Annotated in this window: 18 protein-coding genes; 10 read left to right on the top strand and 8 right to left on the bottom strand. The window is 60.1% G+C overall.

Annotated features, from left to right (window positions below):
- Window positions 1–142 precede the first annotated feature (142 nt).
- The 5 genes from ACZ0AZ_RS23450 to ACZ0AZ_RS23430 are packed head-to-tail and all read left to right on the top strand — an operon-like array spanning window position 143 to window position 6,669.
- Complete coding sequence (locus ACZ0AZ_RS23450) at window positions 143–3,616, top strand: response regulator (RefSeq protein ID WP_039761566.1); 3,474 nt, start codon at window positions 143–145, stop codon at window positions 3,614–3,616.
- Window positions 3,616–4,449, top strand: coding sequence for a CheR family methyltransferase (locus tag ACZ0AZ_RS23445; protein WP_016774863.1), 834 nt, complete (start codon window positions 3,616–3,618; stop codon window positions 4,447–4,449). Before ACZ0AZ_RS23450 ends, ACZ0AZ_RS23445 begins: the two co-directional genes overlap by 1 nt.
- The gene (locus ACZ0AZ_RS23440; RefSeq protein WP_129999400.1) at window positions 4,446–5,039 is read left to right on the top strand and encodes a chemotaxis protein CheB; all 594 of its coding nucleotides are present in this window, start codon (window positions 4,446–4,448) and stop codon (window positions 5,037–5,039) included. Before ACZ0AZ_RS23445 ends, ACZ0AZ_RS23440 begins: the two co-directional genes overlap by 4 nt.
- Window positions 5,033–6,247 (top strand): hybrid sensor histidine kinase/response regulator, encoded by a 1,215-nt coding sequence (locus tag ACZ0AZ_RS23435; RefSeq protein ID WP_463538259.1) that lies wholly within the window; start codon window positions 5,033–5,035, stop codon window positions 6,245–6,247. Before ACZ0AZ_RS23440 ends, ACZ0AZ_RS23435 begins: the two co-directional genes overlap by 7 nt.
- 44 nt (window positions 6,248–6,291) lie before the next feature.
- Entirely contained in the window at window positions 6,292–6,669 is a 378-nt protein-coding gene (locus tag ACZ0AZ_RS23430) for a response regulator (RefSeq protein ID WP_039761562.1), read from the top strand.
- A gap of 38 nt (window positions 6,670–6,707) precedes the next feature.
- On the opposite strand, the gene ACZ0AZ_RS23425 is transcribed toward ACZ0AZ_RS23430, so the two are convergent.
- From ACZ0AZ_RS23425 to ACZ0AZ_RS23415, 3 genes are all read right to left on the bottom strand, one after another.
- Window positions 6,708–8,378 carry an ATP-binding protein gene (locus tag ACZ0AZ_RS23425; protein WP_129999398.1) on the bottom strand — a complete coding sequence of 557 codons (1,671 nt, stop codon included), beginning with the start codon at window positions 8,376–8,378 and terminating at the stop codon, window positions 6,708–6,710.
- Complete coding sequence (locus ACZ0AZ_RS23420; RefSeq protein WP_129999397.1) at window positions 8,375–9,877, bottom strand: ATPase domain-containing protein; 1,503 nt, start codon at window positions 9,875–9,877, stop codon at window positions 8,375–8,377. The genes ACZ0AZ_RS23425 and ACZ0AZ_RS23420 overlap by 4 nt, the downstream gene beginning before the upstream one ends.
- A 133-nt stretch (window positions 9,878–10,010) precedes the next feature.
- Window positions 10,011–11,066: a HEAT repeat domain-containing protein gene (locus ACZ0AZ_RS23415; RefSeq protein WP_463538258.1), complete on the bottom strand. Its 1,056-nt coding sequence runs from the start codon at window positions 11,064–11,066 to the stop codon at window positions 10,011–10,013.
- Window positions 11,067–11,236: 170 nt separating this feature from the next.
- Here ACZ0AZ_RS23415 and ACZ0AZ_RS23410 point away from each other — a divergent pair, with 170 nt between their 5' ends.
- From ACZ0AZ_RS23410 to ACZ0AZ_RS23400, 3 genes are read left to right on the top strand one after another with little or no spacing between them, the layout of a single operon-like run.
- A complete protein-coding gene (locus ACZ0AZ_RS23410) occupies window positions 11,237–13,372 on the top strand; it encodes an FUSC family protein (protein ID WP_129999396.1) in 2,136 nt (711 codons plus the stop codon).
- Complete coding sequence (locus ACZ0AZ_RS23405) at window positions 13,362–13,562, top strand: DUF1656 domain-containing protein (RefSeq protein ID WP_039761556.1); 201 nt, start codon at window positions 13,362–13,364, stop codon at window positions 13,560–13,562. Before ACZ0AZ_RS23410 ends, ACZ0AZ_RS23405 begins: the two co-directional genes overlap by 11 nt.
- Window positions 13,563–13,587: 25 nt before the next feature.
- Window positions 13,588–14,517, top strand: a complete 930-nt coding sequence (locus ACZ0AZ_RS23400) for a biotin/lipoyl-binding protein (RefSeq protein ID WP_463538808.1) — start codon at window positions 13,588–13,590, stop codon at window positions 14,515–14,517.
- Window positions 14,518–14,719: 202 nt separating this feature from the next.
- Here ACZ0AZ_RS23400 and ACZ0AZ_RS23395 read toward each other — a convergent pair whose 3' ends face one another.
- From ACZ0AZ_RS23395 to ACZ0AZ_RS23375, 5 genes are all read right to left on the bottom strand, one after another.
- A complete protein-coding gene (locus ACZ0AZ_RS23395; RefSeq protein WP_039761555.1) occupies window positions 14,720–16,141 on the bottom strand; it encodes an efflux transporter outer membrane subunit in 1,422 nt (473 codons plus the stop codon).
- Window positions 16,138–19,329: an efflux RND transporter permease subunit gene (locus ACZ0AZ_RS23390; RefSeq protein ID WP_129999394.1), complete on the bottom strand. Its 3,192-nt coding sequence runs from the start codon at window positions 19,327–19,329 to the stop codon at window positions 16,138–16,140. Before ACZ0AZ_RS23390 ends, ACZ0AZ_RS23395 begins: the two co-directional genes overlap by 4 nt.
- A gap of 15 nt (window positions 19,330–19,344) precedes the next feature.
- Complete coding sequence (gene mexE / locus ACZ0AZ_RS23385; RefSeq protein ID WP_039761553.1) at window positions 19,345–20,598, bottom strand: multidrug efflux RND transporter periplasmic adaptor subunit MexE; 1,254 nt, start codon at window positions 20,596–20,598, stop codon at window positions 19,345–19,347.
- Window positions 20,599–20,872: 274 nt separating this feature from the next.
- Window positions 20,873–21,325 (bottom strand): DUF805 domain-containing protein, encoded by a 453-nt coding sequence (locus ACZ0AZ_RS23380; RefSeq protein ID WP_129999393.1) that lies wholly within the window; start codon window positions 21,323–21,325, stop codon window positions 20,873–20,875.
- Window positions 21,326–21,340: 15 nt separating this feature from the next.
- Window positions 21,341–21,682: a hypothetical protein gene (locus ACZ0AZ_RS23375; RefSeq protein WP_039761549.1), complete on the bottom strand. Its 342-nt coding sequence runs from the start codon at window positions 21,680–21,682 to the stop codon at window positions 21,341–21,343.
- 214 nt (window positions 21,683–21,896) lie between these two features.
- On the opposite strand from ACZ0AZ_RS23375, the gene gcvA reads away from it, so the two are divergent.
- On the top strand, window positions 21,897–22,802 hold the full coding sequence (gene gcvA / locus ACZ0AZ_RS23370) for a transcriptional regulator GcvA (RefSeq protein ID WP_463538257.1): 906 nt from the start codon (window positions 21,897–21,899) through the stop codon (window positions 22,800–22,802).
- Between the two features lie 75 nt (window positions 22,803–22,877).
- Window positions 22,878–23,705 (top strand): EamA family transporter, encoded by an 828-nt coding sequence (locus ACZ0AZ_RS23365; RefSeq protein ID WP_463538256.1) that lies wholly within the window; start codon window positions 22,878–22,880, stop codon window positions 23,703–23,705.
- Window positions 23,706–23,726: the final 21 nt, after the last annotated feature.

Here is a 23,726-nt window from a genome sequence, read left to right as displayed (position 1 = left end):
CGATGTGGCAAGGATAACCGTTGGCGTCGCCCAATGCGCAGACGTGCGTAGGAAAATGCCATCATTTGTGTGAGAAAAATGGATCCAGACCAGGGTTTTGGGGCAAACTCTCGGGTTTTCAACAGTTCGCCAAGGCCGCCCCATGTCCTCTTCGTCTTCGGTTGATGAACAACGGTTTCGCAAATTACTGAGTCGCAACGTCAGCCTGCCGCTGGGCGTCGGCGTTCTCAGCGCCGTGTTCTTCGTCTCGCTGATCACTTATTTGCTGTCGGTCATCCAGTGGGTCGAGCACACCGACCGGGTGATCAATAACGCCAATGAGGCGGTGAAACTCACCGTCGATCTGGAAACCGGCATGCGCGGCTATCTGCTCAGCGGTGACGAGCACTTCCTCGACCCCTATGAAATCGCCAAGCCGCGTATCGAGGTCGCTCTCAATACGTTGCTGGAGCTGACCGCTGATAATCCGGTACAGACCGATCGTCTGCGCCGCCTGCAAGCGTTGCAGGTGGAATGGGCCAACTATGCGCAATCGATGATCGATCTGCAGCGCAGCAGCGGTGACTATCGCGGGGCGGTCAAGGCCGGACGGGGCAAGCGCCTGACCGACGAAATTCGCAAGCAATTCGAAGACGTCATCGAGACCGAGCAAGTGCTGCGCGCCACGCGCAACGAGGATGTGCGACGCACCACCATCTGGAGCATCACCCTTTATCTGGTCTTCATCGTCGGTATCAGCGGTTTGCTGGCCTACATCGGCCGCCGCGACTTGCTCAACCTGTCGACCAACTACAGCGCCAACCTCGCCGCACAGCTGGCCAGCGCCGAACGCCTGGAGAAGCAGGCGTGGCTGCGCAACGGCCAGACACAACTGGCCGAGCAGGTGCTGGGGCAACTGACGCTCAATCTGCTGGGACGCAACATTCTGCAATTCTGCGCGCAATACCTCGGCACCGCCGTCGCCGCCCTCTATGTGCGCGAAGAGCACGGTGGCCTCAAGCGCGTCGCAACCTATGGCTTCTCCCGCGAACAGGAAGAGCAAAACCAGACGATCTACAGTGGCGAGGGCATCGTCGGCCAGGTCGCCGAACAAGCACGCTTGATCCGCCTCGATTCGGTCCCGGGCGACTATTTCAAAGTCAGCTCCGGTCTCGGTGCAGGGCTGCCGCACAGCGTGCTGGTGGTGCCGACCAGCGATGACGACCGGGTCAACGGTGTGATCGAGCTGGGTTTCCTGCGTCCGCTGTCCGAGCGCGACATCGAACTGCTGGAGCTGATTGCCGGCAATATCGGCACCTCGATCGAGGCGGCGCGTTACCGTCAGCGTCTGCAGGAAGTGCTCGCCGAAACCCAGCAGCTCAACGAAGAACTGCAAGTGCAGCAGGAAGAGCTGAAGACCGCTAACGAAGAGCTGGAAGAACAGTCGCGGATTCTCAAGGAATCCCAGGCGCATCTGGAAACCCAGCAAGTGGAGCTGGAGCAGACCAACGAGCAGCTCGCCGAACAGCGCGATGCCATGGACAAGAAAAATACCGAGCTGAATCAGGCGCAGATCCAACTCGAAGAGCGCGCCGAAGAACTGCAACGTTCGAGCAAGTACAAGTCCGAATTCCTCGCCAACATGTCCCACGAACTGCGCACGCCGCTGAACAGTTCGCTGATTCTGGCCAAACTGCTGGCGGAAAACCCGCAGCAGAATCTGTCGGCGGAACAGGTCAAGTTCGCCGAATCGATCTATTCGGCCGGCAACGATCTGCTCAACCTGATCAACGACATCCTCGACATTTCCAAAGTCGAGGCCGGCAAGCTTGAAGTGATCGCTGAAAACACCCGTGTCGATCGTCTGGTCGACGGCTTGCGCTCGATGTTCGAACCGTTGGCGGCGGACAAGAAACTGGCCTTCAGCGTCGAGGTTCAGCCGGACGCACCGGGCTTGCTGTTCACTGACCGTCAACGTCTGGAGCAGGTGATCAAGAACCTGCTGTCCAATGCGATCAAGTTCACCGAGCACGGCGCCGTCAGCCTGACCATCACCGCGCAGCCGAACGATCACATCGCTTTCAGCGTCAGGGATTCCGGGATCGGTATCGCTGCGGATCAGCAGGAAAGTATCTTCGAGGCGTTCCGTCAGGCGGATGGCACCACCAATCGCAAATACGGCGGCACCGGTCTGGGCCTGTCGATCTCGCGGGATCTGGCGACGTTGCTGGGCGGTTCGATCAGTGTAGAAAGCGTACCGGGGCAGGGCAGTACGTTCACGCTGGTGTTGCCGCGTCAGTATCACGAGTTCGGTGACTCGCCGGCCGCGCCGCTGACCTTTCACCCGGCACCTTCAGCGCCTGCTCCGGTCGCCGTTGCAACGCCGCTGGCATCGGCGATTCCGGCGGTCATTCCGCGCTTCGCCGATGATCGCGACAAGGCACCGTTTGCCACCCGCTGCATTCTGGTGGTGGAAGACGAACCGAATTTCGCACGAATCCTCTATGACCTGGCCCATGAGTTGGGTTACATGTGCCTGGTTGCCCACGGCGCCGACGAAGGTTACGACCTGGCCCGCGAATTCGTCCCGGATGCGATCCTGCTCGACATGCGCCTGCCGGATCACTCCGGTCTGACCGTGCTGCAACGCCTGAAAGAACGCGCCGAAACCCGGCACATTCCGGTGCACGTGATTTCCGTAGAAGACCGCGTCGAAGCGGCGATGCACATGGGCGCCATCGGCTACGCAGTGAAGCCGACCACCCGCGAAGAGCTCAAGGACGTCTTCGCTCGTCTCGAAGCCAAACTGACGCAGAAGGTCAAGCGCGTGCTGTTGGTCGAAGACGACGATCTGCAACGCGAAAGCATCGCGCGGCTGATCGGCGACGAAGACATCGAAATCACCGCCGTCGGCCTGGCTCAGGACGCCCTGGAGCTACTGCGCACGACCATCTACGACTGCATGGTCATCGATCTCAAGCTGCCGGACATGCTCGGCAACGATCTGCTCAAGCGCATGTCCACCGAGGACATCTGCTCATTCCCGCCGGTCATTGTCTACACCGGACGCAACCTGACACGCGACGAAGAAGCCGAGCTGCGCAAGTATTCGCGCTCGATCATCATCAAGGGCGCACGCTCCCCGGAGCGGTTGCTCGACGAGGTCACACTCTTTCTGCACAAAGTGGAATCGCAGCTGTCCCATGAACGGCAGAAGATGCTCAAGACCGCGCGCAGCCGCGACAAAGTCTTTGAAGGTCGCAAAGTGCTGCTGGTGGACGACGATGTGCGCAACATCTTTGCCCTGACCAGCGCGCTGGAACACAAAGGCGCAGTCGTGGTGATCGGCCGTAACGGCCGCGAAGCGATTGAGAAACTTCATGAAGTCGAGGACATCGACCTGGTGCTGATGGACGTGATGATGCCGGAAATGGATGGCTTCGAAGCCACCATGGAAATCCGCAAGGATCCGCGCTGGCGCAAGCTGCCGATCATCGCGGTAACGGCCAAGGCCATGAAGGACGATCAGGAGCGCTGCCTGCAGGCGGGCGCCAACGATTACCTGGCCAAGCCCATCGACCTTGATCGTCTGTTCTCGCTGATACGTGTGTGGTTACCGAAAATGGAACGCATCTAGTGGAACGCAGCAGTTCAGCCGAGCGCAACAGCGAAATCGAATTACGCTTGTTGATCGAGGCGATTTACCTGAAATACAGCTATGACTTTCGCGACTACTCCGGCGCTTCGATCAAGCGCCGGGTGCAGCATGCGCTGAGTCAGTTCGAGTGCGCGACCATCTCGGCCCTGCAAGAAAAAGTCCTGCACGACCCGACCGCGTTCATGCAGCTGCTGCAACTGCTGACGATCCCGGTCAGCGAGATGTTCCGCGATCCGTCGCACTTCCTGGCGATCCGCAACGAAGTGGTGCCGCTGCTGCGCACCTATCCGTCGCTGAAAATCTGGATTGCCGGCTGCAGCACGGGCGAGGAGGTCTACTCGATGGCTATTCTGCTGCGCGAAGAAGGCCTGCTTGACCGCACGATCATCTACGCCACCGATATCAACCCGCGCTCGCTGGAAAAGGCCAAGCAGGGGATTTTTTCCATGGAAAACGTCCGCGCCTACACCGCCAACTATCAACAGGCAGGGGGCCAGCGTTCGTTTGCCGACTACTACACGGCCGCCTACGGCTACGCGATTTTCGACAAGAGCCTGTGCGAGAACGTGACGTTCGCCGATCACAGTCTGGCCACCGACAGCGTGTTCTCCGAAACCCAGTTGATCTCCTGCCGCAACGTACTGATCTACTTCAACAAGAAGCTGCAGGACCGGGCGTTCGGGCTGTTCCATGAATCGCTGTCGCATCGTGGCTTTCTGGTGCTGGGCAGCAAGGAAACCCTGGATTTTTCCAACTACTCGAACCAGTTCGAGGCGTTGGTCAAACAAGAACGGATCTACCGCAAATCATGACCGACACCCCGAGCCTGCCTCGCATCGAGGCTGTCGTGATCGGCGCCTCCGCAGGCGGTGTCGAGGCGTTGCTGACCCTGCTCGGGCCGTTGCGCAAAGGCTATGTGCTGCCGATCATCATCGTTCTGCATCTGCCGGAAGAACGCCGCAGTCATCTGGCGGAAGTTTTCTCCCGCCGTGTGGCGATGCCGGTCAAGGAAGCTGAAGACAAGCAGGACATTGAAGCCGGCACGGTGTATTTCGCCACGCCCGGTTATCACTTGTCGGTCGAAGCGGATCGTAGCCTGTCGCTGAGCCTTGAAGATCGCGTACATCATTCGCGGCCGTCTATTGATTATCTGTTTGAATCCGCCGCTGACGTTTACGGGGAGACACTCGCCGCCGTACTGCTGACCGGCGCCAATCAGGATGGCGCGCGCGGGTTGGCTTACGTCAAGCGCTGCGGCGGCCTGACCATTGTTCAAGACCCCGAGGATGCACAAGTCGCCACCATGCCCCAGGCCGCACTGAACGTTGTGCAGCCGGATCATGTCCTACCCATTCACGGCATCGGCCGTCTGCTAGTCGAGCTGGAACGAATCGCATGCTGAGTAATATCCAAGCCAAACTGTTGATCGTCGACGATCTGCCAGAAAACCTGCTGGCGCTGGAAGCGCTGATCAAGCGCGAGGATCGCACGGTCTACAAGGCTCTGTCGGCGGACGAAGCACTGTCGCTGTTGCTGCAACACGAATTCGCCATGGCCATTCTCGACGTGCAGATGCCCGGCATGAACGGCTTCGAGCTCGCTGAGCTGATGCGCGGCACCGAGAAAACCAAGAACATTCCGATCATTTTCGTCAGCGCCGCCGGCCGTGAACTGAACTATGCGTTCAAAGGCTATGAAAGCGGTGCGGTGGACTTCCTGCACAAGCCGCTGGACATTCATGCGGTGAAAAGCAAGGTCAACGTTTTCGTCGATCTGTATCGCCAGAGCAAGGCCATGAAGCAGCAGGTCGAGGCGCTGGAGCAGGCCCGACGCGAGCAGGAAGCGTTGCTGCAACAGCTGCAAAACACGCAGCTTGAGCTGCAGCAGGCGGTGCGCATGCGTGATGACTTCATGTCCATCGTCGCTCACGAAGTGCGCACGCCACTCAATGGCCTGATTCTCGAAACCCAACTGCGCAAGATGCACCTGGCCCGGGACAATGCCTCGGCGTTCACCCTCGACAAGATGCAGGCGATGGTCGATCGCGATGAGCGCCAGATCAAAAGCCTGATTCGCCTGATCGAGGACATGCTCGATGTCTCGCGAATCCGCACCGGCAAACTGTCGATCCGCCCCAGTCGTTTCGATCTGGTGCAGCTGGTCAGCAATCTGCTGCAGAACTTTGCCCCGCAAATGGAAGCGGCAGAGACCAGTGTTTCCTTCGAAGCGTCCGAGCCGGTCGAAGGTTGCTGGGACGAATTCCGCATCGAGCAAGTGGTGTCCAATCTGCTGACCAACGCCTTGCGTTATGGTGGTCGCAGCCCGATTCAAGTGCGCGTTTATCGCGAAGGGGACGAGGCGCGGGTCGAAGTCCAGGACCACGGCATTGGTATCACCGCCGAGAACCAAAAGCGTATTTTTCAGCAGTTCGAACGGGTGTCCGCCAAGACGGTGGTGGCCGGGCTCGGGCTGGGTCTGTTCATTTCCGAGCAGATCGTCGCCGCCCATGGCGGCTCCATCGTCGTCGAGAGTGAAATCAACGAAGGCGCCCTGTTTCGCGTTTGTCTGCCGATCCAGGAAAACGGCATATCCGACGCAACCTCTGAGTGACCACACGGTCGTATCAGCAGCTATTGACCGAACAAAGGCTTCCCATGAGCGTAGATGCGCAAGATGTAGTACTCGTCGTCGAAGACGAACCGGTTATCTTGATGGTCCTGACGGATTACCTGTCAGGACAGGGCTATCGCGTGTTGCAAGCGGAAAATGGCGAGCAGGCTTTCGAGATCCTCGCCAGCAAACCTCACCTGGACATGCTGATCACCGATTTCCGCCTGCCGGGCGGTATCTCCGGCGTGCAGATCGCCGAGCCGGCAGTGAAGTTGCGACCGGACCTCAAAGTGATTTTCATCAGCGGCTACCCGCAGGAAATCCGTGAGACCGGCAGCCCGATCACCAACAAGGCACCGATTCTGGAAAAGCCTTTCGATCTGGATGTGCTGCAGGAAAAGATTCAGGAATTGCTGGCCTGATTAAAACAACGGGCGCCGTCTAGACGGCGTCCGTTGTTTCAGCTGTTGATCATCTCGCGCACCTTGGCGGTGAGCAGATCAAAAGTGAAGGGCTTGGTGATCATTTGCATCCCCGAGTCGAGGAAGCCTCCGCGCACCGCCGCGTGCTCGGCATAGCCGGTGATGAACAACACTTTCAGACCTGGTCGGTATTGCCGACCGACCTCCGCCAATTGCCGACCGTTCATGCCGGGCAGACCGACGTCGCTAATCAGCAGATCGATGCGCTGCGTTGAGTTGAGGATTGGCATGGCGCCGTCCGCATCACTGGCTTCCACGAAGGCATAACCCAACTCACTGAGCACGGCGCTGACCAGCACGCGCACTGCCGGGTCGTCTTCGACGATGAGCACGGTTTCGCCATCCTTCGCGTACGGAGCCTGCTGCGAATCCGAGACGGGAATTTCCATTTCTTCACCACGGAAACGCGGCAGGTAAAGTTTTACCGTGGTCCCTTGGTCGACTTCACTGTCGATCGAGACATGCCCGCGAGATTGCTTGCTGAAGCCATAGATCATCGACAGGCCCAGCCCGGTGCCTTGGCCGATCGGCTTGGTGGTGAAAAACGGATCGAAGGCACGGCTGACCACACTCTGCGGCATGCCGCTGCCGTTGTCGGTGACGCTGAGCATCACGTAATCGCCCGGCTCCAGATTGCTGTAGGCCGCAGTGAAATCGCTATGCAGCACCTGATTGCTGGTTTCCACCACCAGTTTGCCGCCCTCGGGCATGGCATCGCGGGCGTTGATAACCAGGTTGAGCAGGGCACTTTCCAGTTGATTGGGATCCGCTTCGGCAACCCAGAGGTCGTCATCCAGGCGCATCTCCAGATGAATGCTTTCATTGAGGCTGCGTTGCAGCAGTTCGCCCATCGACAGCACCAGCATATTCATTTGCACGGCTTTCGGGTCGAGGGACTGGCGGCGAGAGAACGCCAGCAAGCGGTGAGTCAGGCCGGCGGCGCGGTTGGCGGAAGTCACGCCGAGGTCGATCAGGCTGTCGAGATCCTCGGTCCGTCCTCTGGCCAGACGCCGGCGCAGCAGTTCCAGGCTACCGATGATGCCGGTAAGCATGTTGTTGAAGTCGTGAGCGATGCCACCGGTGAGTTGGCCGACCGCTTCCATTTTCTGCGATTGGCGCAGCGCTTCTTCGTTGTGACGAAGTTGGGCGGTGCGCTCTTCGACTTGCTGCTCAAGGGTTTCCAGGGTCGATTGCAGGCGTCGCTCGCTTTCACTCAGGTCGATCAGCCGATCGCGCGCTTCATATTGTCGTCGCCGCCCGCGCAGGGCGGCAGAAACCAGGCTGACCAGCGTCGCCGGATGGAAAGGACGCTCGAGAAAAGTCACGTTGCCCAGCAGTGCACTGAGGCGTGACGGCGGCCCCTGTTCTTCGCCGCCGTGGTGGGTCAGCAGCACAATGGGCATGTCCGACCACGCCGGCTGTTGGTCGAGGTAGGCAATAAGCGCTTCCAGTTCCGGACCGCGCAATGCTTCAACAGCAATCAGCAGCAGCCCGGCACCGACCTCCAGTTCGGTGCACAGCGCGCCGAGATTCGGCGCCACCATGCCGCCGTAACCGGCTTCGTTGAGAATCATCAACGCGATCTGACTGTCGCGCCCCATGGGCGCCAGAATCAAGACCCGTTCGGCCAGCGTAGGGTTGACCGTCACAAGCTTTCATCCTCGAGCAGCGGATTACCCGTGCCCATGTAGGTCGGCACGCCCCGCAGCACGCCCTGGAAGGATTCGAGCGGTTGGCCGATGGTCATGCCGCGCGAAGAAATCCGGTATTCACGGATGGTCGATTCATGGTTGCCGGTGCGTTTCTTGATGATCGAAATGGCCCGCCGGACTTTGCCGAGAGCCTCGAAGTAACGCAACAGAATCACCGTGTCGGCCAAGTAAGTGATATCGACCGGCGCCTGCATATCGCCGACCAGACCGTGCTGAGCCACTGTCATGAAGGTCGCCGCGCCTTTGCGGTTGAGGTACAGCAGCAGCTCATGCATGTGCAGGACCAACGCGTTCTCTTCCGGCATCGCTGCCTGGTAGCCGTTGATGCTGTCGATAACCACGGTCTTGATGTCGCGCTCGTCGACGCAACGGCGCACGCGATGGGACAACTCCCCGGGTGACAGTTCGGCGGCGTCGACCTGTTCGATCAGCAGATTGCCGGTCGCCTGCAAGGCTTTGAGGTCGATACCGATGTGGCGCATGCGCTCGAACAGCAAGCCCAGCTCTTCATCGAAGATGAACAGTGCGGCTTTTTCGCCTCGAGCCACCGCAGCGGCCGCGAAGATCATCGAAATCAGCGATTTGCCGGTACCGGCCGGGCCAAGAATCAGCGTGCTGGAACCGGTCTCGATACCGCCGCCTAGCAGCGCGTCCATTTGCGGGATGCCGCTGGACAACTGCAGTCGTGCGTAGTCGCCGCGATGCTCCGCGGCCACCAGGCGTGGGAAGACGTGGACGCCGTCACCCATGATGGTGAAATCGTGGAAACCGCCACGGTATTTCTGCCCGCGATACTTGACCACGCGCACCCGACGACGCTCGGCACCGTAGCTCGGTGTCAGTTCCTCAAGTCGAATCACGCCGTGGGCGACACTGTGTACGGTTTTGTCGAGGGATTCGGTGGTCAGGTCGTCGAGCAGCAGGACCGTGGCGTCATAACGCACAAAGTAGTGCTTGATCGCCAGAATCTGCCGACGATAGCGCAAGGAGCTCTGCGCCAGCAGGCGGATTTCCGAGAGGCTGTCGAGCACGACGCGGGTCGGCTTGAAGCGTTCGACCACTTCAAAAATCTGCTTGGTCGCCTCACCCAGCTCAAGGTCCGAAGAGTACAGCAGGCTTTGCTGATGCTCGGCGTTCAGCAGGCTTTCTGGCGGCGTCAGTTCGAAGATCTTGATGTTCTCGTTCAGCTCCCAGCCATGGGAGAGTGCACCTTGACGCAGTTCTTTCTCGGTCTCCGAGAGAGTGATGTACAGGCAGCGTTCCCCGGCCAGCGCACCGGCGCGCAGGAAGTGCAGAGCCACGGTGGTTTTGCCGGTCCCGGGTTCCCCCTCGAGCAAAAACACATGGCCGCGAGACAGGCCACCGGCGAGGATGTCATCCAGACCCGCGATGCCGACGGCAGCTTTCGCACTGATCAACTCGTTTGATGTAGTCAAAAAACGCCCTCTTATGACTAGGGTAATCCGGCGGCTGGTTTAGGTGAGCCGCCTGAATAACTTGACCTCAGGGCATGATCACGGTTCCGCTTTTTCTTTCGACAGGCGGTTGATTGCACCCGCTTTACCTTGATTAAAGACCTTGTTGCAGGGCTGGGTCGTCCGGATTCAGCTGTTCCAGTTGCGCCAGCAGAATCTGTACATTCTGCAACTGGCCGCTTTCCTTCCAATAGTTGATCAGCAACACCCGCGCCTTGCGATCCGCTGGGTGGCGCTGGACGATTTCCTGCAATTGTTTCTGCGCCGCTTCCAGTTCTTCAGCGCTGTGCAGGGTAGTGGCGAGGTCGTAGCGATAATCCTTGTTGTCCGGTTCGAGCTCGACCGCCTTGGACAGGCCGAGCAGGGCATATTCACGCTGGCCGTGGTGCAGCAGCCACAGGCCGAGGGCATGTTGCAGATAGGCTGAATCAGGTTGCGCCTTGAGCTGTTGCGCGAGCAACTGGCGGGCAGCATCGCTCTGGCCCTGGCGGTCGAGAACATCAATCTGCATGACCAGCGCCGGCAGGTTGCCGGGTTCCAGGCGCAACGTATTGTCCAGCGCCTCTCGGGCCTGTTTGTATTCGGCGTTGTGAATATACAAGCGTGCCAATTGCGCATGGTTGGCAGCGCTTTCTGGCTGGCTCTCGAGGGTCTGCTGCCAGCCGTCAATGGCCTGCTGTAGCGGTGCAAAATACAAACCCAACTCATCCGGGCTCAGGCCGAGCAGGGCGATGATCGCGGCAAAACGGACAGTTTGTTCTTCATCGTCGAGCAACGGTCCGAGCAGCAGACTGCGCTGCCCGTTGGGCACCAGACCGACGATGCTTTTGATCGCTGCGACGCGAACTTGCGGCGCTTCGTGGTGCAAGTCGATGTCAGCCAGTTTCAGCGCCTGCGGGCTGGGATAATTAGCCAGCTCGGCATGCAGCCAGACCCGGCGCTTGACCGAGATGTCAGGGCGGCCCAATTGCTGGTACAACTGGCGCGCTGCTCCGGGTTCACCGGTGCGTGCAGCGTTCAGCGCTTCGCTGTAGCCATGTTTGATAGCGTCGGGGATGGTCGGTGTGCTGCTGCGCCAGGACAGCCAGACGACGCCGAGGATCAGTACGAGGCCTAGGCCGATCAGCAGGTTGCGGCGGGACTGAGTCATGCGGGTTTCCGAAAGCTTCGAACTTGAGCAGAGCGGCAAGCTTCGGTCAGCTTGGCGCATGAGTCAAACCCTTGCCAGCGAATCGTCCTACGACACGTGTCGACTGTGAAATCCGTCGGGCTTTTGTGGCAATGTCTACGCTTGCAGAAGTCGTTTTAAAGAGTGTGCCCATGTCAGCGCTGTTCACCTATTTCAAGGCTTTGATCCATCCCGGTCAGGCTGTTTTGCTGTTTGCCCTGCGGACCATTGCCGCCGGGCTGTTGACCCTGTATCTGGCGTTCATCTTCGATCTTGAACAGCCGAAGTGGTCGATCATGGCGGTGGTCATTGTCAGCCAGCCATTGGCAGGGATGGCGCTGGCACGCAGTTTCGGCCAGGTGATCGGCACCACCGTGGGCGCGGCCGTGGCAGTGGTCATCATGGCGATTTTTCCTCAGGCGCCACTGCCGTTCATCACCACGCTGGCGTTGTGGCTGGCGCTGTGCACAGCGGGCGGCACGTTGTTGCGCTACACCAGCTCCCAGGCGTTCGTGCTCAGCGGTTACACCGCTGTGGTCGTGGCCTTGCTGGCGATTCCCGATCAGGACGGCACGTTTCTGCTCGCGGTTACGCGTGTCACCGAAACGTTGCTCGCGGTGGCCTGCGTCTGCGTGGTCAGTTTGCTCACGGCGCGCCCGGAAGCCGTGGCCAAAGGTTATTTCGCCAAGGTCGATCAGGTGATCAGACTGGCCGCCAGCCACGCCGCCGAGGTGCTTCGCACGGAAGAAAGCGAAGCCGATTTCCAGCGGCGACAGATGCAACTGCTCGGTGAGATCAGCGCCCTGGAAGGATTGCGGCGCCATTTGTATTTCGATGCCCCACGTCTGCGCAGTGCCGACAACCTGGTATTGCTGCTCGGCAATCAACTGATGCTGCTCACTTCGCGACTGACCGCGCTGCGTCATCAACGTGAGTTGCTCATCGAGCGCTGGGAGGGCGATCTGCCGCTGGAGGTCCAGCAACTGCGTGCCGAAGAACTGGCATTGCTTGAGCAGTTGGCGCAACAGGGCCGCGCGCTGTCTGGTGCCGATCGGCAACGTTTCGTCACTTTGCAGCAACAGTTCGACGCGTTGGCGTACAAGGCTGAGCAGCAGACCGAGAACATGAGCGCGACCCTGCGTTCACTGGCCTGGGCGCTACGTTGGGAGCAGGCGCGGCTGCTGCAGCAACTGGAGCAGATTCTCGAACTGAGCGACGCCATTCAGGAAGGCCGCCCGGCCAGTTGTCTTTATCGCGGGCAGAGCAGTCCTTTGCATCTGGATTTCACCTTGGCCTCGATGAATGCCATTCGCGCCTTTACCGCGCTGTTGGTCAGCGGCTTGATCTGGATCGAAACGGCGTGGGATGGCGCGCGTGGCGGGATGATTCTTGTGGGGATTCTCTGCTCGCTGATGGCGACCTTCCCGCGCCCGCTGATGGCCGCGCAAAGCTATGCCCGTGGCTTGGGCCTGGCGCTGGTGGTGTCGGCGTTCTATCAATTCATGCTGGTGCCGGCGATCAGTGATTTCGAGCTGCTCGCCTTGCTGTTGGCGCCGCTGCTGTATGCCATTGCCGTGGGTATTTCCAGTCCGGCCACCGCGGGGATCGGCATGGGCCTTGGCCTGTCCAGCTTTCTCATGCTTGGACCGCAAAATACCGGCACCGGGCAGAATACGGCGATCCAATGGTTCGAATTCGCCGGCGCTTATGTAAGTGCAGCGATGCTGGCCCTGATCGTCTATGCACTGATCTTTCCGTTCCGCCCGGACTTGCGCATTCGCCGCTTGTACGGCGAAGCGCGGGAGCAGGTGTATCAACTGAGCAAAATGCCGGCGACCGATGAACAACAATTCGCCTTCGAGAGTCGGATGACCGATCGCCTGACCAGCCTGCTCGGCCTACTGCCCGCGGCGAACGATCGCACCATGCAGCGCTTGTACGAAATCAGTCTGGCATGCGTGGCCTTGGGCGTGGCGATGCATCAGTTGCGGCAGCAGGCTTTGCACAATGGGTTGCTCACCGAAGCGTTCAGCCAGCGCCTGGCATCGGCGTTACGCAAAACCGGTCGCCTGGTTGCCGGACGCGGCGATGTGCAGCTCGCTGCGCTGCTGGACACGCTGCACGAACTCGGTGAAGAGCTGGACGAGTTGCACGCCGCCAGTCATGAACATTTATGGTCAGTGTTCCGTATGCGCGTGGCGCTGCTGATCGTCGTGTCGTTCCTGGAACGCCACGGCGAGTATCTGCAACCTCAAGCTCTGCAAGGAGAACCGCAACTTGCTCATTGATTTCGAGATTGGCGGGGTCTATCTGCCGCCCATTGCGCAGGCGCTGTTACTGGCCATCCCGATTTTCATGCTGCTGGACTGGTGTCTGCGGCGCCTGGGCGTACTGCGCCTGGTCTGGCATGAAGCTCTGTTCGAAGGCGCGCTGTATGCCTGTGTCTGCGCCACGCTGATTCTGTTGATGGGAGCCTGATGTCTTGAAAGCACTAGTTGCACGAATGATGACCGTGGCAGTGGTGATCCTGGCGATCGTCCTCGGCTGGTTCGCCTGGGAGTATTACACCCGGGCGCCATGGACTCGGGATGCCCGGGTGAGGGCAGATGTGGTGACGCTGTCGGCGGATGTCTCGGGGCGTATCGTCAAACTGGCGGTGCAGGACAACCAGCATGTCGACAAGGGTCAGTTATTGCTGGAAATCGATCCGGCGCGCTATCAACTGGCGGTCGAACATGCCCGGCGTTCGGTGGAAGTGTCCAAGGCTTCGCTGGGGCAATCGCAGGCCGCGATTGTTGCCAGTGAAGCGTTGCTCAAACAGCGTCAGAGCGAGGAGCGCCGCCGACGTACCTTGAAGCAGGGCTTTGCGATTTCCGGTGAGGAATGGGAGAAATCCAGCACCGACGTGGCGGTGGCGCAGGCGGATCTGTTGCGCAATCAGGCCAACCTTGGGCTGGCCGAAGCCAATGTGCAGTTGGCGATTGCCGCGCTGACTCAAGCCGAACTGGACTTGCAGCGTACCCGCGTCGAATCGCCGGTCAGCGGTTATGTCACCAACCTGCTGACCCGCCAGGGTGATTACGCGCAGGCGGGCGGTGCCCTGCTGGCGCTGGTCGACAGCGATTCGTTCTACGTCAGCGGTTATTTCGAAGAAACCAAGCTGCCGCGCATTGAGGAGGGTGACCGGGTGCGCATTCAGTTGATGAGCGGTGAGCGTTTCGGCGGCACGGTCGAAAGCATCGCCTTCGCCATTGCCGACCGCGAGAACGCGCCGGGGAGTCGACTGCTGGCGAACATCAACCCGAGTTACACCTGGGTGAAACTGGCGCAACGGGTGCCGGTGCGCATTGGCATTGATGGTGACTATGCCGGCAAGAATCGCTTGCGCGCCGGGACAACCGCCACCGTCAGCGTCCTGGAGGATCACCGCTGATCCCCTGTGGGAGCGAGCCTGCTCGCGAAGGCGGATTATCAGCCACCGCTGATATGTCTGACCTGACGCTTTCGCGAGCAGGCTCGCTCCCACAAAAAATCCCAGTGCTGCAAACAGGCATAAAAAAACCCCGCGACCGAATGATACGCGGGGCAAAAAAATTGGTTGGTTGCGGCCAACCAAAGGAGCTCTTTAACAACTTTTACTTGCTGGCGACTGTCTCCGGTTGCCAGCCACCACCGAGGGCCTTGTAGATCGCGACGATGCCGCGATACAGCTCGACTTCGGCCTGGGCCTGACTGTCTTCAGCGTTCAGGCGCTCACGCTGGGCGTCGAGCAGGACGAGGAAATCGGTGGTGCCTTCGCGATAGCGGATTTCCGCCAGATCAGCGGCCTTTCGGCTGGATTCGCTCTGACGGATCAGCGAAATCAAGCGTTGCTGACGCTTGCCATAATCACTGAAGGCGTTTTCCGATTCTTCCAGGGCCAACAGCACTTGTTGCTCGTAGTTGGCCAGGGCGCCTTCGGCATCGGCGTCGGCGCCGCGCAAACGAGCGCGGACGCTGCCAAGGTCAAACGCAGCCCAGGTGATGCTTGGGCCGAGCGCCCAGGCGTTGGCCGCTGAAGAACCGATCTGCGAACCACGCCCGGCGGTCCAGCCGAGGAAGCCGCTGAGGCTGACCCGGGGGAACAGATCGGCTTTGGCCACGCCGATGCGCGCAGTGGCCGAAGCCAGTTGCCGCTCGGCGCTTAGGATGTCCGGACGACGTTGCAGCAGTTCACCCGGATCACCGATCGGCAGTGCCTTGGCGATGGCCGGCAGATCTTTCGGGCTCAGGTCGACGGTCAGTTTGTCCGGGCGTTCGCCGAGCAGGGTGGCGATACGGTTTTTCTGCCGAACCTGTTCCGCCTGCAACTGCGGCACGGTGGCTTCGACGTTGGCCAGACGCGCATCGGCGCGCTCGACATCAAGCTGATCACCGACGCCGGCGTCACGCAGGCTGATGGTGATCTTGCGCGACTCCTGCTGGTTGTTCAGGTTGGCCACGGCGATTTTTTCTCGCAGCTGGGCGCCGCGCAGTTGACCGTAGGCGTCGACCAGTTCGGCAATCATGGTGACTTGCAGCTGATACAGATCGGCTTCGGCGGCTTGCTGGTCGGCGTCGCTGGCTTCCAGATTGCGCTGGATACGGCCGAACAGGTCGAGCTCCCACGCCATGTCCAGACCGAGGTCATAGCGTTCGCTATTGACCCGGTCGGTGGTCTGGCCGGGAATCTGGCCCTTGCCCAAGTCGCTGCTGGCGCGGCTGGTGATGGTCGGCATCGCGTCGTTACTGGCGTCGTCGCGGATCGCTCGAGCGGCCTTCCAGCGGGCGAACGCCACGCGCAGTTCACGGTTGCCTTGCAGCGACTGGCTCACCAACTGGTTCAGGGTCGGATCGTCGAATTGCTGCCACCAGATGCCTTCGAATTTCGAACGGTCGAAGTTCTTTTGTCCGGCGGCGCCGTCGGTGGCGGTCGTAATGTTGGCCGCCTCCGTGGCTGGGGTCTTGTAGTCGGGGCCGACGGCGCAGGCGCTGAGGGCCAGCACCAGCAGACTCGGCAGGAAGACTTTCAGACTCATTGTTGCGCCTCCAGTGGCTGTTGAAGAGAGTGCGCCTTGGCTGCTTTGCGCTGCTCGCCGCGTTCGACAAAGTTACGGATCAGTACGTAGAACACTGGCGTCAGCAGCAGACCGAAGAAGGTCACCCCGAGCATCCCGGAGAACACGGCCACACCCATGGCGTGACGCATCTCGGCACCGGCACCGCTGGAGAACACCAGTGGCACCACGCCCATGATGAATGCGAACGAGGTCATCAGGATCGGCCGCAGACGCAGGCGGCAGGCTTCCAGTACCGCAGCGAGCGGGTCGAGGCCTTCTTCCTGTTTGTCCTTGGCGAACTCGACGATGAGAATCGCGTTCTTACAGGCAAGCCCCACCAGTACGATCAAGCCAATCTGGGTGAAGATGTTGTTGTCACCGCCGGAGATGATCACGCCAGTGATGGCCGACAGCAGGGTCATCGGTACGATCAGGATCACCGCCAGTGGCAGGCTCCAGCTTTCGTATTGTGCGGCGAGCACCAGGAACGCCAGCAGTACGCAAAGCGGGAACACGAACAGCGCGGTGTTGCCGGACAGAATCTGCTGGTAGGTCAGGTCGGTCCATTCGTAGGTCATGCCGTTCGGAAGTTCTTCCTTGAGCAGTTTCTCGATGGCTTTTTCCGCCTGGCCAGAGCTGTAGCCCGGAGCTGCTGCACCGTTGATTTCCGCGGTGATAAAGCCGTTGTAGTGCATCACGCGATCCGGACCCGAGGTGTCGCTGACCTTGATGAAGGTCGCCAGCGGAATCATTTCGCCTTTGTTGTTACGTACTTTCAGCTGACCGATCTGGTCGGACTCAAGGCGGAACTGCTGCTCGGCCTGAACGTTGACCTGATAGGTGCGCCCGAAGCGGTTGAAGTCGTTGGCATACAGCGAACCCAGGTAGATCTGCAGGGTGTCGAAGATGTCGCTGACGGCCACGCCGTGGGTCTTGGCTTTTTCACGGTCGATAGCGGCATCGACCTGCGGCACGTTCACGGTGTAGCTGGTGAACAGGCCGGCCAGTTCCGGCACGTTGTGGCTCTTGTTGATGATGTTCATGGTTTCTTTGTACAGCTCGTCGTAGCCGAGGTTGCCCCGGTCTTCGATTTGCAGGCGGAAACCACCAATGGTGCCCAGACCTTGTACCGGCGGCGGCGGGAAGATCGCCATGTACGCTTCCTGAATGTTCGCGTACTGGCCGTTCAAGGCACCGGCAATTGCGCCGGCGGACATGCTCGGGTCTTTACGCTCGTCGAACGGTTTCAGGGTGACGAAGACGATGCCGGCGTTCGGGCTGTTGGTGAAACCGTTGATCGACAGGCCCGGGAACGCTACGGCGCTTTCCACACCCGGCTGTTTCAGCGCGAGGTCGGACATGCGCTTGATCACGTCTTCGGTGCGATCCAGGCTCGCGGCGTCAGGCAGTTGCGCGAAGGCCACCAGGTATTGCTTGTCCTGGCCGGGTACGAAGCCAGTCGGCGTGCTGGAGAAACCGAAGAAGGTCAGCACCATCAGGCCTGCATACAGGAGCAGGGCGATGCCGCTGCTACGGATGACCCGGCGCACGGTACCGACGTAGCCATGGCTGGCGCGGTCGAAGAAACGGTTGAACGGACGGAACAGCCAGCCACCGAAAATCTTGTCGAGCACTTTCGAGAAGCGGTCTTTCGGCGCGTCGTGGCTTTTCAGCAAGACAGCGGCCAGTGCTGGCGACAGGGTCAGCGAGTTGAACGCCGAGATCACTGTCGAGATCGCGATGGTCAGTGCGAACTGTTTGTAGAACTGCCCGGTGAGGCCGGAAATGAAAGCCGCCGGAATGAACACCGCACACAGCACCAGTGCCGTGGCCACAATAGGCCCGGTCACTTCACGCATAGCGCGTTTGGTCGCTTCGACCGGCGTCAATCCAAGCTCGATGTTTCGTTCGACGTTCTCCACCACCACGATGGCGTCGTCGACGACGATACCGATGGCCAGTACCAGACCAAACAGCGACAGGGCGTTGAGCGAGAAGCCGAACAGGTGCATGACCGCAAATGTACCGATCAACGATACCGGCACCGCCACCAACGGAATGATCGAGGCGCGCCAGGTCTGCAGGAACAGGATCACCACCAGCACCACAAGGATCAGCGCTTCGAACAAGGTGTGAACCACTGCCTCGATCGAGCCACGGACGAAGATCGTCGGGTCATACACGATGCTGTAGTCCATGCCCTGCGGGAAGCCTTTCTTCAGCTCCTCCATCTTGCCGCGCACTTCGTTGGAAATGTCGATGGCGTTGGAGCCCGGACGCTGGAAGATCGGAATCGCCACCGCTGGCTGATTGTTCAGCAACGAACGCAAGGCGTATTGGCTGGAACCCAGTTCGATGCGCGCGATGTCTTTCAGGCGAGTGATCTCACCGTCGTCGCCTGCGCGAATAACGATGTTCTCGAACTCTTCCTCGGAAACCAGACGGCCCTGAGTGTTGACCGACAGCTGGAAGCTTTGTGCGGTCGGCGCAGGAGGCGCGCCCAATTGGCCGGCGGCGACCTGACGGTTCTGCTCGCGAATCGCGGTGACCACATCGGTGGCGGTCAGATTGCGCGAAGCGGTCTTGTTCGGGTCGAGCCAGACCCGCAGCGAGTAGTCGCCCATACCGAACAACTGCACGTCACCGACACCACCGAGGCGAGCGAGCTCATCCTTGATGTTGAGGATCGCGTAGTTGGACAGGTAGAGCATGTCGTAGCGCTTGTCCGGTGAGGTCAAGTGCACAACCATGGTCAGGTCTGGCGAAGCCTTGTCGACGGTGATACCGATGCGCGTCACTTCCTCGGGAAGCTTCGGCTCGGTTCGGGTCACCCGGTTCTGTACCTGCACCTGCGCGTTATCCAGGTCGGTGCCCAGAGCGAAGGTGATGGTCAGGGTGATTTTGCCGTCAGCGGTCGATTGCGAGGACATGTACAGCATGTTCTCGACGCCGGTGATCGCCTGCTCCAGAGGAGCGGCCACGGTTTCACCGATGACTTTGGGGTTGGCGCCCGGGAAGTTGGCACGCACGACCACGGTCGGCGGCACGACTTCCGGGTATTCGCTGATCGGCAACTGGAACAGCGAGATCGCACCGGCAATCAGGATCAACAGCGACAGCACCGCTGCGAAGATCGGCCGGGAAATGAAGAATTGGGAAAAATTCATCGGAGTTGTCGTCCCTTAACCGCGTGGGGTCGTAGCAGCCAGCTTCGCAGCCGAACCCGATGCGCCCTTGGCAGGGGCAACTTTGGGCAGGTTGCTGGCTTCCAGCGCTTGACGTTGTTGAGCGAGGGCGGCGAGGGTCTGCTCGCTGGCCATCGGAATCACTTCAGGGGTGACCGGTGAGCCAGGACGAACCCGTTGCAAGCCCTTGACGATGATCGTGTCATCTTTGTTCAAACCGTTGCGGACGATGCGCAGGCCTTCGATTTTCGGACCCAGTTCGACGGCGCGGTAGGCGGTCTTGTTGTCGCCATCCATCACCAGCACGAATTTCTTGCCCAGGTCGGTACCGACGGCTTCATCGTTGATCAGCATGGCGTTGTAGGTGCCGCTGCCGACCAGCTTCAAGCGAGCGTAAAGACCCGGGGTGTAGGTGCCGTCAGCGTTGTCGAAGACAGCGCGACCGCGGATGGTGCCGGTTTTCGGGTTGACCTGGTTGTCGACGAAGTTCATCTGGCCCAGGTGCGGGTTGCCGTCTTCGTTGGACAGGCCCATGTACACCGGAGTCGTTGCGCCACGCTGACCATTGCGGGCCAGTTGGGTGTATTTGAGGAACACGCGTTCATCGGCATCGAAGTAGGCGTAGACCTTGTCGGTGGAGACGACGCTGGTCAGCGCGGTGGTGTCGGCGGTCACCAGGTTGCCGGCAGTGATTTCGGCGCGGCTGACGCGGCCACTGATCGGTGCGGTCACGCGGGTGAAGCTCAGATTCAGTTTGGCCAGGTCCAGTTGTGCCTGCAGAGCGCCAACGGCGGCGCGGGCCTCTTGGGCAGCGCTGGTGCGCGAGTCGGCCAGTTCAGCGGAAATGGCGTTGCTGGTGCGCAGACGTTCACCGCGAGCGGCTTCGTTTTCACTGCGAGTGGCGGTGGCGCGGGCCTGGGCGACCAGCGCTTCGAGGCGGCGTACCTCGGCCTGGAACGGGCGCGGGTCGATCTGGAACAGCAGGTCGCCTTTCTTGACCAGCGCGCCTTCGGTGAACGCGACCTGATCGATCTGGCCCGAGACCCGAGGGCGGATTTCAACGGTTTCCGGCGCTTCGAGGCGCCCGGTAAATTCGTCCCACTCGTTGACCGGTTGTTCCAGCACCTTGGCCACGCTGACTTTGGCAGCGGGCGGGGCGCCGGCAGTCTCCGGAGTTTTGCCGCAGGCGCTCATCACCAGTACGGCCAGCATGGCCAACGGGAAGCGCAAATGTTTGAGTGATTGTTCCATGGATGCAATCCGCCGAAGTATTGAAGATGGGCGGATGATGCTCGGCGCGGGTGTGATGGCACGAATCGAATGAAGCAAAGGTAACTATCATTCGGAATGATATAAGAGCCGAAGCAGCTCTCTAGCATGCACGTTTCGTTAGGTGGCTATCAATCGGTTTCAAAGCAATTATGTGTTGCGCGATTCGCAATGATTCACTGCAACCGAAAATCGTTGGGCCAGAAATGCAGAAACGGCCTATGAAGGCCGTTCCGATCAGCGTGTTGCCGTGGTGTCAGTTGATGCCTTTGCGGTTGGCACCGAAGCGGTTCGGCCCAGGCTGGCTGTCCTGCGCGAGGAAAACGATGTTGACGATCGGCAGCAGCAACCACCAGCCACTGCGATCCGTGTCGTGCATACGGCGCACGCCGACGGCAATGCTCGGGATCAGCAGCGCCAGATTATAAAGGCCTTGCAGAACGCCACCGGTGTTGGCAAAGCCGTCAATGAAGCCCACCACGAACGCGACGCCCATGTTGATCAGGAAGAACAACCAGTATTCACGCCGGGTGGCGCGACCGTTGAACACGGCGTAATTCTTCAACGCCTCAAGGTAAGGGTTGCCTGTCGTGATGGCAGGGCCGCTTGGGTAGGCCTGCGTAGCTGCCTGAGGCGCGCCGCATTGAGGGCACGCCAGCGCCAGCGTACTGATTTCCTTGGCGCAACCGCGGCAGTAAACCATGCTCATATTTTTTCCCTAAAATTATTGGATCGATAGACAGAAAAGAACCAGCGCGGTTAGACCTGACAATAGGATGCCGGCGATCGCGAGGTTTCTTCCAGGGTGGTTTTCGTTGATGCAGATGATGCCGCAAGCCAGACCAGCGACGCTGAACAGTCCGACGCCGAGGATCGTTTCGAAGTCCCAATCGGAATCATCAAACAGAGTAAGAGCGCAGATAGTTCCGAAGATCAGCGAAACGATGGCCAGCCAGGGAATCCCGGCTTGCGAAGATGGCACAAAGGCCTGTTGGCTCGCCCCGCATTGGGGGCAGGTGAGCGCCGTCTCATGGAGCTCCTTGGCGCAAGCACGACAATAGACCATTGCCTTCGTTTTCCTTAACTGAATGCGAATGCCCGACCCTCCATCGGCGGGGCGGCGGTAATCTAATCTCTATCACGCGATTTGTCACGGCTCTTTGCCATCACGCGTTATGGCAGCGTGACCTGGTACGTCTGCCTGAAAACATTGGCACTTCGCTCTAACATGAGTGGAAACTCATGCTCTGATCCTTCGCCAATCTCCGGAACCCCTCTGTATGCGAGACCTGCCCCCAACCGCGACGCTGCGTGCTTTTGAAGTGGCCACCCGACATCCGACATTCACCGCTGCTGCTCAGGAACTGCACGTGACCCAGAGCGCCGTCAGTCATCAGCTCCGGCACCTGGAGGATCTGTGGGGGCTGCAGTTGTTCGAGCGCGGCAAGGCGTTACGCCTCACTGCAGCGGGGGCGACGCTGGCGCCGATCGTGCGCGAATTTTTCACCAGCCTCGAAGCAACGTTGGAGGACCTGCGCGAGCAAAAGGACAGGGTTCGCCTGACTGTCAGCACTACCTATTCATTTGCGTTGAAGTGGCTACTGCCACGCTTGCCGAGCCTGTCACGCCAGCATCCGGAACTCTTGGTGTCGCTGGACACCACGGACAAGATCATTCACTTCGCCAACGGCGAAGCCGACGTCGCCATCCGCTTGGGCAAGGGCAATTATCCCGGTCTGTATTCGGAGTTCCTGTTTGGCGAGCAGGTGTTTCCCGTGGCCAGTCCCGAACTGCTGCAGCGCGTCGGCATTCCCGGCACTCCCGCCGAATTGCTGCAGATGCCGTTGCTGACTCGCGATGGCGCCGAGCTGGTGCCGAGATGGGAGGCGTGGTTTCAATCCGTTGGGCTGGCGTTCTCGCCGCTGCGCGAAAGCGTCAGGTTTGGCGACACCAACATGACGGTCGAAGCAGCGTTGCTCGGCCAGGGCGTTGCATTGGTGCGCAGCGGACATGTCGAGAATGAAATCGGCGACGGCCGCCTGGTGAGGCTGTTCGATGTGCCGTTCGCTTCGCCGCTGGCCTACTATTTCGTCTGTCCCAAAGGCATCGAAGCACAGCCACATATCGTCAATTTTCGTGAATGGTTACTTGGTGAGGCGTTGAAGGTGCGGAGCGCCCAGCGTTGAGGTATGAGTTTTTACTCATGTCTCAATGAGGAAACTTCGCTGTAATGCCAATGCCAGTGATGCCTAGAATGCCGCATGCCAATCCATCTCGTACTTCTGGTTCTGTTCGCCGCGCTCCTGCACGCCAGCTGGAACGCGCTGCTGCGCGGCGGCGCCGATCGGCTCTGGTCCATGACCGTGATGTGCGTGGCCATTGCCATCGTCTGCGCCGTCGCCGCACTTTTCTTGAGCCCGCCGGCACCTGAGAGCTGGGGTTATGCGCTGCTGTCGGCATTGCTGCATGTCGGCTACAACCTGTTCCTGGTGCGCAGCTATCGGGTCGGTGACCTTGGGCAGATCTATCCGATTTCCCGTGGCTCGTCGCCGGCGCTGATCACCCTCGGCGCCGCGCTGTTTGCCGGCGAAACCATTACCCCCGGCGAATTGCTCGGCATTGGCCTTGTGTCGGGCGGGATCATGTCCCTGGCCTTTCGCGGACGCAGCCTGTCGGTGCCGAGCCTGCCATATGCGCTGGGCACTGGTTGCTTCATTGCCGCCTACAGCGTGGTCGATGGCATTGGCGCCAGGCTGTCGGGGGCGCCGCTGGCTTACACCGTCTGGATGAGCGCCCTGTGGGGTGTGCTGATGCCGCTGGTGTATATCGGCCTGCGCGATGCTCGCAGTCTGTTTTCCGTACGGCCCGGAATGCTGACCGCTGTGGTCGGCGGCCTGGTCTCGTTGCTGGCCTACGCAATCGTTATCTACGCCATGAACGAAGCGCCACTGGGCGCGGTGTCGGCCCTGCGCGAAACCAGCGTGTTGTTTGCGGCGTTGCTCGGCTATTTGTTCCTCGGTGAAAAGCTCACCGTCCGCAGGATGCTGGCATGCGTGGTCATCGCTAGCGGCGCCATCATCATCGGCTGACACAGCCCGACTGCTCAGGAG

This window comes from Pseudomonas sp. AC239, assembly GCF_979258545.1.
This window is presented reverse-complemented; position numbering and strand designations above follow the sequence as displayed.